Genomic DNA, 15,331 nt, shown 5'->3' with positions numbered 1-15,331 from the left:
GTGTCTCCCGGTGCCCTTGCCGGGAAGGTAAGGTAGCGCGTTCCGCTGATGCCGCGGGTCGTCGTGGTAGCCGAGAAGCAATCAACCTGTCCCTTCGGCCAATCGCGACCGCGTCAGACCTTTTGCACGCAGAGGATGCCAAGTTCGGTCCCAATCGACCTCAGCAACGGCGCAAGCTAGCCGAGGACCCTTCACCACGCTTCCCTCCCATTGCTGTTCTTGCCGTACTGACCTGCCCCCGATTTCTCAAACTATTGATAACCAGAGTTTTCCGGTTTCGGTTTGGCCCCGAGATTACGCGCATCCGCCGTCGAGGCTTGTGTAAATGTGGGATACGTTCTGTGCTCTCCGCATTTGCGTGGCCTGTCTTCTGCCTGAACTCATCTGGCGTTCTGTAGGCGAGCGAACGATGTGGACGTTCAATCGCGTGCTTGCTCTACAGCAACGACTGCATTCGTTGATCGTGCGAATATCAGCACATCCATTACATAACAGTTGATCCCTTTGGGAGGCGCAGAGCTTTTGTTGGATATCTCCGCCATCACGGAGGGCCTGCGAAAAGGGGAATCCATTTTTGACGATACCGGCAATGACACTTTTGCTTAAAGACATAAAAACGCTTGAGGACTATGCCCGAGCCTGCTTGTCAAGGGAAGAACTACGAATGGTGCTCGTCACCCGGGAAGAGGCGGATGTTTTAGACTCGTTCCGCCGCTTTAGGACTCAGCAGAACAATTGACCATGGTCTCCGCGATCCCGAACTTGACGGAATCGAGGTCGAAGAATGCTGGAGCATATCTCAGTGATCGCAAGAGCTCACGCGGGATGTGCTTTCGAATGCGGTTACGGCGAATCTGTGCCGAGCTTGGATTCCGGCTTCTTGCGATGTTGTTGATTCTCTGGAGCGGGAGACCGGGATCGAACCGGCGACATTCAGCTTGGGAAGCTGACGTTCTACCACTGAACTACTCCCGCCCTTTACAATCAATAATTTACTAAAGCGTGAGGGGCCTCACTGATCAACCCACTGATCATTTTGATAAATCACGTATATCAGCCCTCTCGATAACCGAAGGAGCAAGATGAACGTGGATAGCGGGTATGGTCATAAACAAGTCAACCTCTTACAGTATCGCCGAGTCGACGGCCGCTGGCAATTCATCCGAGTGGTTCGAAAGAATGGCAAGCCCGACCCGCGGCTCGTACTTATTGATGGCGAGCCAGCCAGCAGCAAGGACGGGCATTTCTATCTCGCCTGGAGGGAAGAAGGCAAGCTAAAACGCGAGGCCATTGGTTCCTCTCCCCGCGAGGCGCTGAACGCCTGGCACGTCAATGGGAATCCTTGCCGGAGATGTCGAACCAGAGCCTGAACCAGAGACAGCCGAGAGCAAGACAATCGATGCTGCAATCGCGGAGTATCTCCGCGATGTAAAAGCTACCAAGAGTGCGGCGACCTACAGGCATACAAACGCGATTTGGCATGGTTCCGAGAACACTGTGGAAAGCATCTTGTCTCCCGTCTTGATCGGTCGGACATCATGGTCTTGTTCGCAGCGGGCCGCGAAGGAGGTCCTCAACCGGAGCACGACCAACAAGAGAGCCGTCGTGATGTTGCAGGCAATGCGCGGCGCCGGCGCTGACATCAAACTTCGAAAAGGCGACTGGCCGAAGACAACGGATAAACAGATCGAGGTCTACTCGCCTATCCTGGTCCAACATCCATTGCACGACCGGCAAGATCAGCGATTCTGCAAAACCTCAGTGGAACTTCACACCGAAGAGCTACGAAATTCGAGCCGTCGAGGTGCCGTCTGCTCTGCTTACCACCCTCAACGCGCGGCAAAAGAAGAGCGATTCTCTCCTCGTGTTCCCCGCCCCAAAACATCCGACCCGGCCTGACTACGGCGGTGATGGCGTTGATGCGCACATGCTGGAAGCATGTAAGGAGATCGCTCTCCGCGCGGATCTCAATTGCGGAAAGTGCGGGGGAACCTACAGCGTCAAGCGTTCAGCAACAAAGAAGGAAAATCTGCCTTACTCCTGCAAAACCGCTCCGCGCTGTTCACGCTGGTTCCTTCACTAATGGCGTCAACATTCGCCAGCAACATGCTGCCGGTGTTAGGGCTCAAGAAGTTGCAGTTAGTGCTCGGACATAAAGACATCTCAACCACACAGAAATATCTGCACCTCGTCGGCGAAGATGAGGTGCGTGAGAAAGTGGAACATTCAGTTTTAGCTGCGTTCGTTTAAGCGGCTCAGCATCTGGTGCTTTTTAGCTCAGCTCTGCGAGAATCGGCCAGCGAGAATCGTAGAGTTCCTGATTTTCACGTCCCATACGAAACCGTCGTAAGAGGATGGGAGCTTGTGTGTCAAAAGGCTCTCTGACGCTTAAGATACGGGTCAGATAGGGTCTGAAGGCGGCAATGGCCTGCCTTGCCGCTTCATCGATCTTGCGTCGCGGTACGGTCGCGTTTTGATTGAATCGGAGAGTGCAGCTAGTCGCTGTCTTTTGGCCTCCGCGATTTGCCGGCTCGACTCGTAGATTCCAGCGGGCCTAGTTTTTGGTTGGTCCTGTCTAGGAAAGATCTCTCTGTCGCTCGATGGTTGGTTCGTGACCGCGCGCGCTTGAGTACTGGTCGATCAAGAGGAAGTGATCTTTTTGTCTGCTCAGTTGTTAAGGAGGGAGCATCATTCCTCACCGGGTACTCTTCCTTGATGACGGCCCGCGGCCCCTTCTCGGCTGGGGGGCACAGAAGGTTTGCAAGCGGCGATCTTGCGAGCGCTCTTTGTTTTTTGCGTGATGGGCCCCTTGGCCAAGGTCCGCTCCATCCTTCCGATCCACCCGCTGTTTGTTCCAGTTGTCTTCGCGCTCCCAATGTACCGGAGGATAGTCGTCGCGGGTTTTCCCAACTCATCCGCGATCCCAACGAGCCGAACATTTGAGGCCAATCAGTTCAATTATTTGTTCGCCCAGCTGCTCCAGGCTCATCTCGCCCCAACCTTTTCGGAGAGCGCTCAAGATCGCCTGTGTTTTGGGATTTGCCATAGCCCGCTGATTGGCAGTTTGATTCACGTGTTTCGCTTCCTTTTTCTTGCTGGTTTTTTTCCGCTTCGTCATGATTTAGACAACTCCTTGAGTTTCGAACGTTCGATCACAAATTGCGCCAGATAATAAGTGCTGGTGAAGCTTGCCTCGTTCGCTAACATAAATCGGACGGTCCAATGGCCTTGTAGACCACCACGGGCGTATCTTGCGTAAAGTCCAATTATGTGGCTCAGATCCATACCGCAGTTCGATTGCGTTTGTCACCTGCCCAGATCGCTGTCCTTGCGCCAGGGATTGAACTGATCACCCGGTCATATCAGACTCATCAGCGCGCCGGGACCTCACCCCTTTCTTACCCTTTCCGCATCTTTACTCCGCCCCGCGGTTTTAACCGCGGTTCCTTCAACCAACTCTTCATGGACAACTTCCTCATTCGCCAATCTCTGACTGTGCCTTCGGCGACAACTCGGTTATGCGTCCATTTGCCAAGAACACTGATCGACTTGAATGGCTCAATGAGCGCTTGGCCTGATGGCGGCAATTGAGGAGCGGAATTCAACGCTGGTTAGATTCGGAACGCTGTACTTTTCCAGATGATCGAGCAGCCTCGTCCGCTGAAAGCACTGAAACCGAAGTACTGAGCATTGCGGACTTGGGCTGGTCCGTTGCTCCCCTGAGGTGGCATACTCAACTACACCATCCTGCTGAACACGCTGCGGAAGTCGTCATCACCTTGACTTGTCCCCTTTGCCTTGGCTCACCTCTTTCCTAATCTGCTGGTCTAATGTGCGAAAACTTCAGGTTGAAGCTTTTTCCAATTCCAGCCAACCCGATGGAAAGACTGCAAGGATCGGATGCATGATCGACAGAGTCTGGCATTGTCTGCGACGAGCTAATTCTTCAAACGAGCGCGCTCGAACCAATCGAGTGAACAGACGAAGAATCGTGACGGCGGTGTGGGCGGGTCTCCTTGCGATCCCTTCCTTTCTTAATGCGCAGATTTCGCCGGGACCGCTGGCGAAAGCACATCAGAGCCTCACTGGCGACACGAACTGCACTAAGTGTCACGCTGTATCGACGCGCGCGCCGTCGTTCCGCTGTCTTGAATGCCACCAGGAAATCGCCACCGAGCAGAAACAGAACCGCGGATTGCATGCGACTTATCCGCGTTCTGGGCCGGAGGGTGTGTCTTGCGTGAAGTGCCACTCCGATCACAACGGAGTGAACTTCCAGATGATCCATTGGGATCCGACGCCGACAGGATTCGATCACTCAAAGACCGGATACACACTCGACGGAAAGCACGTGGGAGTAAGCTGCCGCTCGTGCCACGCAGCTCAGCATGTTTCGGTGCAGGCGCGAACTCTACTTGCGTCTAAAGACCTGAACCATACCTGGATGGGGTTATCGCCGAGTTGTGGGACGTGCCATGAAGACAAGCACCAGGGAAGGTTCGGAGCCGATTGTGCGCGGTGCCACTCTACAACGGATTGGAAGACGGCAAATATCAGCAAGGAAGGATTCGATCACTCGAAGACACGGTTTCCACTGACGGGAGAACATCGCTATGTGCTTTGCAAAAGCTGTCATACACCAGATGAGGATGGACAGCCGCGTTACTCGGGACTCGCGTTTACGAACTGCTCTGACTGCCACCGCGTGGATCCGCACAAGGGCGCATTCAAGCAGGGATGCGACTGTTGTCACACGACGTTTACTTGGAAGAAGTCGATTTTCACGACGACGTTCGATCACTCGAGGACGCACTTCCCGCTCGAAGGCAAACACGCGGCCGTTGGCTGCGTCGAGTGCCATACCGGCGGAGATTTCAAAACTCCGATAGCACACGACGCTTGTGCCGATTGCCACAAACCTGATCCACACGGTGGTCAGTTTGCCAAGCGCAGTGATGGAGACAAATGCGAGAGCTGCCATACGGTTCAGGGATGGTCACCATCGACATTCTCGCTTGCGGATCACGCAAAGACAGGGTTCCCGCTGATCTTTCCGCACGCCACGGTGCAGTGTTCGTCGTGCCATGTGCCGGCGGGCAAAGAAACGCGATTCAAGATTAAGTATGCACTTTGCATTGATTGCCACAAGGACGAGCATGTCGGGCAATTTGCCGCCTCACCTTGGAATAACCGATGTGAGAAATGTCACGATGGGGCAACGTTCGAGACAACTAGTTACTCACTAGCGCTGCACCAGAAGTCCAACTTTCCACTGACCGGAGGTCACATCGCAGTTGCCTGCATCAGTTGTCACAAAGCACCGGGCGGCACCAAAGTAATCCCCTATCACTTCAGTCAACTGGCCTGTACGACGTGTCACGAGGATGTGCATCACGGCCAGTTTGCGAAACGGATGGCTGTGCACAATGCTGCAGGTCGAGCTCTGGGCTGCGAGGCGTGTCACTCGACGAGAGAATGGAAAGATCTGTCAAAGTTCGATCATGATGCCACGCGGTTCCCTCTGATCGGATCGCACCGGGCAGTGGCATGCGCAGAGTGTCACAAGCCGCCGAACCTAGAACTCACCATGCGCCACGCTGACTTCACGAAAACACCGACAAAATGCGCAGAATGCCACGAAAACCCGCATGCCGATCAATTTGGAAGCCGCGCGCAGCAGTGTGAATCATGCCACAACGGCAACAAGTGGCGGCCTTCACTTTTCGATCACGAAAAAACAGGCTTTCCGCTCAAGGGTGGTCATAAGAATGTAATGTGTTCGGCGTGCCACACTCTGAAGAAGCAGGTGAATGGACTCGAGACTCTCTTCTACAAGCCAACACCGAAGAACTGCGAAGCATGTCATGGAGGGATAATTCCAAAAGCCAAGACGTCCACGGCGCGATGCAAAGATGAAGAAAAGTTCATTTTGAATCCATTCGACCATGGCCTTTTGTAATGGACTGAAAATTGTTTATTGATGTATCGTTTTTTAAATTGGTGATCAGGCTCACTACAGTCCCCGATCCCCGTCGATTCAGAATACTCGCTGTTTTGATGGCCGTTGCCTTTAACCAATAACCACCGGACTCTGCCCGTTAGAGGAAGGTCGCGCCAACCCACCGAAGCCAGCTGATTGCTTATTGGCCGCCCATATAAATACCCCGGTAACCGCTTGATCTGCGTACCAGGTTCTTTCGAGCTTTCGAAGTAGCCCCTGATCTGCCCTTAAGCACTCAGTGGTGGCTGCATTTTTGCGCGTCGTGCGGCGAAGCTACCGTAGTCGCTGCAGAGATGCTGGGAGAGCCTTTCTGTCTTCGCGCGCTGAAGGTGCGATGGCTGACAGACGCAGCGGAGGACGTGACAGAGGGATGGGTGGTAAGCGCAAGCTGATTCTGTTGATTTTTGTTGCGCCCCTGGTTGCGGCGATGACGCTGCAAAAGCCTGCGGAACTCTCGCGTCCGCAGGTAGGCGGTCCGCAGGCAAAGGTCACGAACCCGCACGGGCCTATATCCGCCGCCTGCCAGGAGTGCCACACCTACACGAGTTGGAAGCCGATCCGCTCGAATCCCGAGTTTAACCACGACCAGACGGGCTATCCGCTGCGGGGGATGCATCAGAGGGTCGGTTGCACACAGTGTCACGCCAGCTTGATCTTCAAAAACGTGAGCAAGCACTGCGCCGATTGCCATGCCGATATTCATCGCCGGCAGTTTGGCGCGAATTGTGAGAATTGCCACACGGTCAAGGGTTGGCAGGTTTCAAACAAGGAGATCCGCGATCATCTCAATCGCTTCCCACTGGTGGGAGCCCATGCCATGCTGGAATGCGTGGATTGCCACAAGAACTCAGCAGTGGGACAATTCACGGGCCTATCGACAGCATGCTACTCGTGCCATCAAAAGGATTTTCAAACGCCGGTTCTCGACCACGTCTCGGCAGGCTTTCCGACGACTTGCGAAAGCTGCCACACGATGGATACCTGGTTCAACGCGAAGTTCGATCACCTGAAGGTGACGGGCTATGCATTGACAGGCGCGCATATCACACTGCCCTGCACTTCTTGCCACTTGAACAATGTCTTCAAGGGGACGCCAGCGACATGTTTCGGCTGCCACTCAAAGGATTTCACCAATAGCAACAACCCTCCGCATGCGCAGCTTGGGCTGCCGCACGATTGCGGCACGTGCCACTCCACAACGAACTGGCTGAATGCAAAATTCGATCACGCGGTATACGCCAATTACCCGTTGACCGGCATGCATGCGACGGTTACCTGCGCGCAGTGCCATACAAACAACAACTACACGTCGACCCCTACGGCGTGCTACGCCTGTCACAAGGCAGACTTCAGTGGGACGAACAGTCCGAGTCACGTAAATTCGGGGTTTCCGACAGATTGCACTCTCTGCCACACAACAAGCGGGTGGAGTCCGTCGACTTTCAACCACAGCGCAACTACGTTCCCACTCACCGGTGCGCACACCACCGTGCCCTGCGCTCAGTGCCACACGAACAACAACTACACGACACTGCCAACGACGTGTTACGGGTGCCACCAGGCAGACTTCACAGCAACAAACAACCCACCGCACGTGTCATCAGGATTTCCGACAGGCTGTACGCAGTGCCACAACACGACCTCGTGGACGCTCGCGACCTTCAATCACAACAACACTTCGTTCCCGCTTACGGGAGCTCACACGACGGTGCCCTGTGCGAGTTGCCACACGAACAACAACTACACGACGCTTCCCACGACTTGCTATGGGTGCCACCAGGCCGACTTCAATGGTACGAACAATCCGGGCCATGCGGCTTCTGGTTTCCCCACCGACTGCACGCTCTGTCACACCACCAGCAACTGGACGACCTCCACTTTCAATCATGCAGCAGTTTTCCCGCTCACTGGCGCACACGCCACCGTGCCATGCACGCAGTGTCATACGAATAACAACTACAGAACACTGCCGACAACCTGCTACGGCTGCCACCAGACAGATTTCAAGGGAACCACAAATCCGAGTCACGCTGCAGCTGGGTTTCCCACGACCTGCGACACCTGTCACAGCACGACCAATTGGACCAACGTCAACTTTAACCATGCCGTATATGCGAACTACCCTCTGACCGGATTACACGCTACATTGACGTGCGTCCAGTGCCATACAAATAACAATTACTCGTCGACTCCGACTGCATGTTACTCGTGTCACCAGGCAGACTTCAGCGGAACGACTAACCCCAACCACGTGTCCTCAGGTTTTCCGACCGACTGCTCGATCTGCCACACGACAAGTGGATGGAGCCCGTCGTCCTTCAACCACAACAACACAGCTTTCCCCCTGACTGGAGCGCACACGACGCTGCAATGCTTGCAGTGCCACACGAACAACAACTACACAACCCTGCCAACAACGTGTTACGGGTGCCACCAGACGGCCTGGAACGGAACGAACAACCCGAATCATGCGTCCGCTGGCTTCCCTACGACCTGCGATACCTGCCACACAACAACTTCGTGGGCTGGCGCGACCTTCAATCACAACAACACCCCGTTTCCCTTGACGGGTGCGCATGTGAACGTAGCGTGCAATCAGTGTCACATCAACAACGTGTTCGCTGGCACGCCGACCGACTGCTACTCGTGCCACAAAGCGGATTTCACTGCGACGACGAATCCGAACCACGTGAGTGCCGGCTGGCCGACCACGTGCACCACGTGCCATACCACCGCCGCGTGGGTTCCGGCGACGTTGCCATCCCAGTACCACACCTTCTTCCCGCTCAATCATGGAAGCGCGAATGGCGTGTGCACGACTTGTCATACCAACTCAAGCGACTACTCGATATTTACATGTACGAATTGCCACACAGCAGCAGCCACCAACCCGAAACACAGCGGTGTATCGGGATACGTGTACAACAGCGTGAACTGCTATGCATGCCACAAAAACGGCAACGGAGGTTAGCAACGATGCGGCGTCTTTTGAGCATCCTGATGCTCTCCGTGCCGATGTGGGCACAGAGCACACCACAAGAGCCACAGGTAACGGCCCAGAGCGCTCCTGCCACGATGCGTACGGAGTTTCACGTTCAGTATGTAAATGGAAACAACGCATACATCGATGGCGGCCGGGAAGCAGGGTTGCAGGAGGGGACAGCGCTGATTCTCAAACAAGACCCGACAAAAGCTTCTCCCGGGAACACGGCGATAGAGCCCGGGATCATCGCGAAGCTGAAGGTGGTCGCGATTGCATCGGCGTCAGGGGTGTGTGAGGTGGAATTGAGCAGCAGGAATATCGTTTCAGGCGATGTTCTCTCGCTCCCCAACGATGAAGTTTCAAAGTTGGTAGAGAAAAGCGCGCTGGGGAATACGCGGCAGTACCCGATGGTGATCAGCTTCAGCGCCGGCGATCCACTGGACGAGGAAGTGCGCGAAACGTTGCCTCGTCCGCCGTTACCCGAGGTGAACCAGATCAGAGGGAGGATCGGCTTCGACATAAGCTCAATTCGAGAAATTGGGCAGGGCGCATCGGTCTCGAATTCCTATGGGATGGTATTCCGTGCCGATTTCACACGAATGTTCGGGACTCACTGGAACCTCAACGGCTACTGGCGCGGAAACCTGCGTCAAAACTCATCGGCATATCAAAGCTCTATCCAGGATCTGATCAACCGTACGTACCTGATGAGTCTGACGTATATGAATCCGGAGTCGCGCTGGTCTGCGGGCATAGGAAGGCTGTATGTGCCATACGCAAACAGCCTGGAGACGATCGATGGGGCCTATGGCGGAATGCAGTTTTCGAAGCACGCAATGCTGGGTATGTTTGCAGGTTCAACTCCGGATCCGACTGCCTGGGACTATAACCCGCAGCGCCGAATCGGTGGACTCTATGTCAATGTGCATGGTGGCGACTTTGACTCGTTTCGATACTCGACAAGCACGGGTTACGGCGTCGAATTGCTGAAGTGGACCGTGAACCGGCCATTCGTGTTTGCCGAGAATGATTTCTCGTTCAAGAGATACTTCACTCTTTACCAATCGATACAGATCGACCGTCCAACTGCCAATCCGGGGATGGCACCAGTCAGCGCAGGCATCGGGCAGAGCCTGCTCTCGCTTCGAGTTGAGGTGCATCCGCGAGTAACCCTCGATTTGACCGACACGTATTTCCGCGATGTGCCCACGTATGATCCGACGCTGGTTGGTACCGGACTACTGGATAAGTATCTTTACCAGGGGATTAATGGTGGGGCGCGCATTCAATTTCCGCGCCATATCACAGGATATTTCAGCCTGGGAAGCAGCAGCGATTCCACTGATCCGAAGAGCGCGCTGAACAAGATGTTTGGCGCGACGATGGCGAATATCTGGAAGACTGGATTAACGGCGGATGCACGGTTCGCGCAGTTTGACAGTTCATTCGCTTCTGGGAAATATACAACGATTACAGTGTCGCGCGAGATGATGGACAATCTGCGGTTGAATCTGCAGTTTGGCAGATATACGTATTCATCGCCGGTCGCCTCGAACAGCGATTCATCCTTTGTCAACTTCCTGTTCGAGTCGAACCTGGGCGCAAAACTCTTCTTTGAGAGCATGTACACGATCCAGCGCGGCGGCACGCTGAACTACAACCAGTGGACATCGACACTCGGATATCGGTTTGACAATCGGACACGAACACGCAGGCCGGGGAGCACAAATGCGCCGTAGATACTGCACAGTTGCAATATTACTTACTCTCGCGGCCTGTGCATCGCGGGCAGACGCGCAGCGTACCAGCGAATCCGATCCGCTGGCACTCGCGCAGAAACAGATCGGCCGGTATCTATCCAAACTGGCCGATCTGCATTGTTCAGAGATCGTGACGCAGCAAAAACTCAATGCGAAGGGACACGTTGATGAAACGGAACGTTCACAGTTCGATTACCTGATCATGATGAACGGCAGCGGCGAGGAGTTCCAGTTGAACGAGTCGCGCATTGAGCCGCCAGATGCAAAGCACAAGTCGATCTCCGCTCCAATGCTGACCACGAATGGAATCTCCACCGTGCTGCTCGTCTTTCATCCGTACTATAGCAATGCTTTCTCGTTTGCAACCGGACCAGAAGAGATGATCGGGAACAAAGCCACGATACCGATTCACTTTGCGCATATTACCGGGCGCAGGACGCCAGCTGCGCTGGCCTTGAGAGGCCGTGAATATCCGCTTGAGTTTCAAGGGACCGCATGGCTGGATGAGACGTCGGGCGAAGTGATTCAGGTGAACGCCAGCCTCATGCACGACATGAGCGATGTGGGGTTACGCTCGTTGGAGATTCACGTTGAATACAAGCCCGAGAATTTCGGCAAGGAGACGTGGACGCTTCCTGCCAAGGCCGTTGTCGACGTCACGACGCCGCGACAGCACTGGCGCAACACCCACATCTTCGAGAGTTACAAGTCGTTCTCGACGGACGCGCAACAGGATCCGAACTTTAAAGTTCACCCCGACCCGCTTGTCCCACCGGAGTCGGTAACAGACAAGCCTGATGAGAAGGAGCAGCGATGAGCATGACAATTCTCCAGACGAGCACAACTTCCTCTTCCGCATTCCGAGCACAGCGCAAGGAGCTCCGGCATCGCGTCAGGGTGATGGTAGCGTCGTTCGCGGCGTTTGTGTTTTTGGCTTCGATTGCCATCTATGGAGCAAGCTACTACATCCTGCCGCTCGACCAGAGGCCTTACTCAGAAAAGCATGAACTCCTGAAGCCAAGCGGTACGATCGGACTAAAGCTTGGAGTGCTTGGAACAATAATGTTCTTCATCATTTTCCTGTACGCCTTGCGCAAAGTAATTCCCTGGCTGGGACGAATAGGAACAGCGCGCCACTGGATGGATTTTCATGTGATCGCAGGTGTTTCGGCGCCGGTCGTGATCGCGTTCCATGCGTCATTCAAATTCCAGGGCATCGCCGGCGTCGCTTTCTGGATCATGCTAGCGGTGGCATTAAGCGGCGTGGTGGGCAGGTATCTGTATGCGCAGATTCCGCGTTCGTTGACGGCGGCCGAGATGTCATTGAGCGAACTGCATGAAAACGAGAGCGCGCTCGCTGAGTTTTTGCTGGTGCAGTCGGTATTCACAGAGGAGCAGTTGCGAAGGGCATTGACGATAGCTTCTCCGGACCGTGCGAGTCGCATCGGAGCCATTGGTGCGATCTGCCAGATGATAATGCTGGACATCGGAATGCCGTTCAGAATGGCGAGGCTGAGGCGCATGGCCGGAGGACCGGCGAGGGGCTTGAGGTCGCTCGGGGGGCTGATATCCACTGGAAATCGCGAGGTAGAAGAAATCATCGGTATCGTGAAGCAAAAAGCGTCACTCTCGAAACGTGTGCTGTTCCTGGATCAAACACAGCGCGTGTTTCACCTGTGGCATGTCATCCACAGGCCATTCAGCTATGCGTTTGCCCTGCTCGCCATTCTGCATATCGCAGTCGTTATGGGTCTTGGATTCGCCCGAATGGGGATGCGCTAGGCGATGGAGACCTTGCTGACATGGCTGATTGCCGGAAGCGTGCTCGGCTTCTTCCTGGTCCGATATTGGCGCGAACATAAGCGCAAGGAGGAACAGGCACGCGAGCGGGCCGAACATGGACCCATGTTTTCGGAGGGGCCGAAGGCGCAGCATCCGCGCATCCTGAGCGACGCGTGCATCGGGTGCGGCGCGTGTGTGTCGGTGTGTCCGGAGGGTGATGTGCTGGCGCTGATCGATGGAAAGGCGACGATCGTAAACGGGCACAAGTGCATCGGGCATGGGCTTTGCGCGGAGGAGTGCCCGGTGGGCGCGATCACGATGGTGATGGCGAAGCCGAGTTCTGGTGCGGATATGCCGATCATCAGCCCTGAATACGAGACGAGCGTGTCCAATCTTTTCATTGCGGGCGAACTTGGAGGCCTGGCGCTTATCAAAAACGCGGTTAACCAGGGACGGGACTGCGTGGATGTGATCGCGCAGCGTTTGCGATCGTCGCCACATGCACCCACGGACAATGCTGTCTGGGATGTGATCATTGTCGGCGCAGGCCCGGCAGGGATCAGTGCATCGCTCAGGGCCGCAGAACATGGACTGCGAACGCTGACCTTGGAACGCGAGAGCGTTGGCGGAACGGTTTCCAAGTACCCGCGGCAGAAACTGGTGATGACGAGCCCGGTGGAGTTCCCGCTTCACGGCAGATTCAACAAGACCAGCCTCTCAAAGGAGGACCTTCTGGCGTTCTGGCAGAAGATCATGGCACGCACCGATCTGAATATTCAGACGGCAGAAGGGGTGAATTCAGTGCAGAAGCTGTCCGACGGACTGTTCCGGGTTCGAACGACCGAGGAGGAGCATCTTTCCCGGGCTGTCGTATTGGCGATCGGGTGTGCCGGAACTCCGCGAAAGCTCGGCGTAAAGGGAGAGGAGTTGCCCCATGTTCTCTACCGGCTGATCGAGGCGGACCACTACTCCGGTAAGAACATCCTGGTGGTGGGCGGTGGAGACAGTGCCGTGGAGGCAGCAATGGGACTAGCGCACCAGGCTGGCAACCGGGTTACCCTCTCGTACCGCAAGGGCGAGTTCAGCCGCCTGAAAGACCGCAACTCGAAACGCATCGTCGAGCATATAGCCAGCGGCAAGCTCGAGGTGCTATTCAACTCGATCCCGATCGAGTTTCGTGAAGGCAGTGTGCTGATTGAGGTTGGGGGAGAGATGCGAGAACTGACGAACGATTTCGTATGGATATTCGCCGGGGGGACATCGCCATCGGATTTTCTGAAGTCGGCGGGGATTGCATTCGGAGGGGACAGCCCGCACGCGGCGGGTGACACGAAGTCCAGGAGTATTGCATGAAGAAGATTCTTCGCATGACTGCATCCCTCGCGTTGTCCGTGGCTGCAAGCGCCCATGCGGCTACGGTAAATGGAACCGTCATCAACAAGACAACCAATAAGCCCGCCGTGAGCGACAAGGTCACATTAGTGGATCCGAGTGCAGGCATGGCAGACGCTGCCAGCACAGTAACGGATGCGGCCGGTCAGTTCAAATTGCAGACGCCGGGTAATGCTTCTTATCTGATTCGTGTGGAGCACCAGGGCGGGACCTATTTCATCGCTGCTCCGCAGGGTGGCTCGTCAGCAGACATCACCGTTTACGACATAGCAGCGAAAGTCGATGGAGTCGGGATCGACGCGGACATGCTTTTGATCGAAGCAGCGAGAGGGACATTGCGCGTGCGGGAGCGCTATCTTGTGCGGAATGTCAGCTCGCCGCCTCGGACGCAGCTAAGCGATAAGACCTTTGAGGTTGTCTTGCCCGACGGAGCGCAGCTTGATGAGGCGGCTGCGACACGTCCCGGAGGACTGGGAACAAGAACGCATCTCATTCCCCTCGCGCAAGCCGGACACTACACGGTTAATGTGCCTATCCAGCCCGACCAGGCTGAGAAGGAAACGCTATTCGAGGTGCAGTACCATTTCGCGTACAACGGACGGCATGCATTGACTGTGCGACCTCAGATGATGGCAGACAACGTTGTGGTGTATACGGCGAAGGGCATCGAGTTCGCGTCACAGGGTGGTTCGCGTTTCCAGGCAACGCAGGAAGACCCGAAAGTGGAAACCCACGTGGTGAGGAATGTGCATCCGGGCGAGGAGATCAGTTTTACGGTCTCGGGTGAAGGCGAGATGCCGGCGGACCCAACAGGAGCGGCGATGCAGCCGGTGAGTTCCCCGGGCGGAGGCAACCCGGGAGGAGGAATTGGTACGCCGATCGCCTCACCTGACCCTCTTACCGGCTCGAAATCTTGGCTTCTCGGCGGATTTGCGGTCCTGCTTGCTGGGATAGCCTTCTTCGCTTTACGCAGAAGAGCAGATGGAGAGATCAGTGCAAATCGTACGCCTGTCGCCGAGGTTGTGACACAGAGCAGTGTCATGGAGAATCCTCGCGCACAAGCACAACTTGGTCCGAACATTCAGCTCGCGCGACAAGGTTCGTTACTAGAAACACTCAAAGAGGAGCTCTTTGCGCTCGAACAAGACAAAATCGCCGGACTGATTTCAGCCGAAGAATATGCGCAGGCCAAGGCAGGTTTACAGGCTGTGCTTAAGCGCGTTTTGAACGTGAAGTAAGAAACCTCAGTCGCCTTGTCAGACTTCTTCTTTCAATGAATTTAGCTGTGATCTCGGATGTCGGGAGATGGAAGACACCCGCGCTTCTACGACGCTAAGCAGGCTGAGGAATTCTAAGGCTGTGCGACAAGGACACCGACCGTTATGGAGATGAACCTAATTCATTGCTTCGTTG

The 15,331-nt window shown here is 55.3% G+C and carries 9 protein-coding genes and 1 tRNA gene; 8 read left to right on the top strand and 2 right to left on the bottom strand.

What is annotated here, in order from left to right; all coding sequences use genetic code 11:
- Window positions 1–900: 900 nt before the first annotated feature.
- Window positions 901–975 (bottom strand) — tRNA-Gly (locus WA354_RS02010).
- A gap of 996 nt (window positions 976–1,971) precedes the next feature.
- On the opposite strand from WA354_RS02010, the gene WA354_RS02005 reads away from it, so the two are divergent.
- On the top strand, window positions 1,972–2,250 hold the full coding sequence (locus WA354_RS02005; RefSeq protein ID WP_472811338.1) for a hypothetical protein: 279 nt from the start codon (window positions 1,972–1,974) through the stop codon (window positions 2,248–2,250).
- Window positions 2,251–2,911: 661 nt separating this feature from the next.
- Here the strand turns inward: WA354_RS02005 and WA354_RS02000 are convergent.
- The gene (locus tag WA354_RS02000; RefSeq protein WP_472811337.1) at window positions 2,912–3,118 is read right to left on the bottom strand and encodes a hypothetical protein; all 207 of its coding nucleotides are present in this window, start codon (window positions 3,116–3,118) and stop codon (window positions 2,912–2,914) included.
- An 855-nt stretch (window positions 3,119–3,973) separates the two neighbouring features.
- Here WA354_RS02000 and WA354_RS01995 point away from each other — a divergent pair.
- The 7 genes from WA354_RS01995 (at window position 3,974) to WA354_RS01965 (ending at window position 15,156) form a co-directional block, all read left to right on the top strand.
- A complete protein-coding gene (locus tag WA354_RS01995; protein WP_472811336.1) occupies window positions 3,974–5,959 on the top strand; it encodes a cytochrome c3 family protein in 1,986 nt (661 codons plus the stop codon).
- A 376-nt stretch (window positions 5,960–6,335) separates the two neighbouring features.
- Window positions 6,336–8,972 (top strand): hypothetical protein, encoded by a 2,637-nt coding sequence (locus WA354_RS01990; RefSeq protein ID WP_472811335.1) that lies wholly within the window; start codon window positions 6,336–6,338, stop codon window positions 8,970–8,972.
- A 5-nt stretch (window positions 8,973–8,977) separates the two neighbouring features.
- The gene (locus WA354_RS01985) at window positions 8,978–10,723 is read left to right on the top strand and encodes a hypothetical protein (RefSeq protein WP_472811334.1); all 1,746 of its coding nucleotides are present in this window, start codon (window positions 8,978–8,980) and stop codon (window positions 10,721–10,723) included.
- The gene (locus tag WA354_RS01980) at window positions 10,713–11,561 is read left to right on the top strand and encodes a hypothetical protein (RefSeq protein WP_472811333.1); all 849 of its coding nucleotides are present in this window, start codon (window positions 10,713–10,715) and stop codon (window positions 11,559–11,561) included. Before WA354_RS01985 ends, WA354_RS01980 begins: the two co-directional genes overlap by 11 nt.
- Window positions 11,558–12,526, top strand: a complete 969-nt coding sequence (locus WA354_RS01975; RefSeq protein ID WP_472811332.1) for a hypothetical protein — start codon at window positions 11,558–11,560, stop codon at window positions 12,524–12,526. Before WA354_RS01980 ends, WA354_RS01975 begins: the two co-directional genes overlap by 4 nt.
- A 3-nt stretch (window positions 12,527–12,529) precedes the next feature.
- Window positions 12,530–13,879, top strand: coding sequence for an NAD(P)-binding domain-containing protein (locus tag WA354_RS01970; protein ID WP_472811331.1), 1,350 nt, complete (start codon window positions 12,530–12,532; stop codon window positions 13,877–13,879).
- Window positions 13,876–15,156 (top strand): peptidase associated/transthyretin-like domain-containing protein, encoded by a 1,281-nt coding sequence (locus WA354_RS01965; RefSeq protein ID WP_472811330.1) that lies wholly within the window; start codon window positions 13,876–13,878, stop codon window positions 15,154–15,156. The genes WA354_RS01970 and WA354_RS01965 overlap by 4 nt, the downstream gene beginning before the upstream one ends.
- Window positions 15,157–15,331 lie beyond the last annotated feature (175 nt).

The organism is Occallatibacter sp. (genome assembly GCF_049802275.1).
Taxonomy (GTDB): Bacteria; Acidobacteriota; Terriglobia; order Terriglobales; family Acidobacteriaceae; genus Telmatobacter.
This window is presented reverse-complemented; position numbering and strand designations above follow the sequence as displayed.

Coding starts and splice junctions, on each gene's coding strand:
- WA354_RS01985 (WP_472811334.1), top strand. CDS start 8,978: ATGCGGCGTCTTTTGAGCATCCTGATGCTCTCCGTGCCGATGTGGGCA.
- WA354_RS01980 (WP_472811333.1), top strand. CDS start 10,713: ATGCGCCGTAGATACTGCACAGTTGCAATATTACTTACTCTCGCGGCC.
- WA354_RS02000 (WP_472811337.1), bottom strand. CDS start 3,118: ATGACGAAGCGGAAAAAAACCAGCAAGAAAAAGGAAGCGAAACACGTG.
- WA354_RS01965 (WP_472811330.1), top strand. CDS start 13,876: ATGAAGAAGATTCTTCGCATGACTGCATCCCTCGCGTTGTCCGTGGCT.
- WA354_RS01975 (WP_472811332.1), top strand. CDS start 11,558: ATGAGCATGACAATTCTCCAGACGAGCACAACTTCCTCTTCCGCATTC.
- WA354_RS01990 (WP_472811335.1), top strand. CDS start 6,336: ATGGCTGACAGACGCAGCGGAGGACGTGACAGAGGGATGGGTGGTAAG.
- WA354_RS01970 (WP_472811331.1), top strand. CDS start 12,530: ATGGAGACCTTGCTGACATGGCTGATTGCCGGAAGCGTGCTCGGCTTC.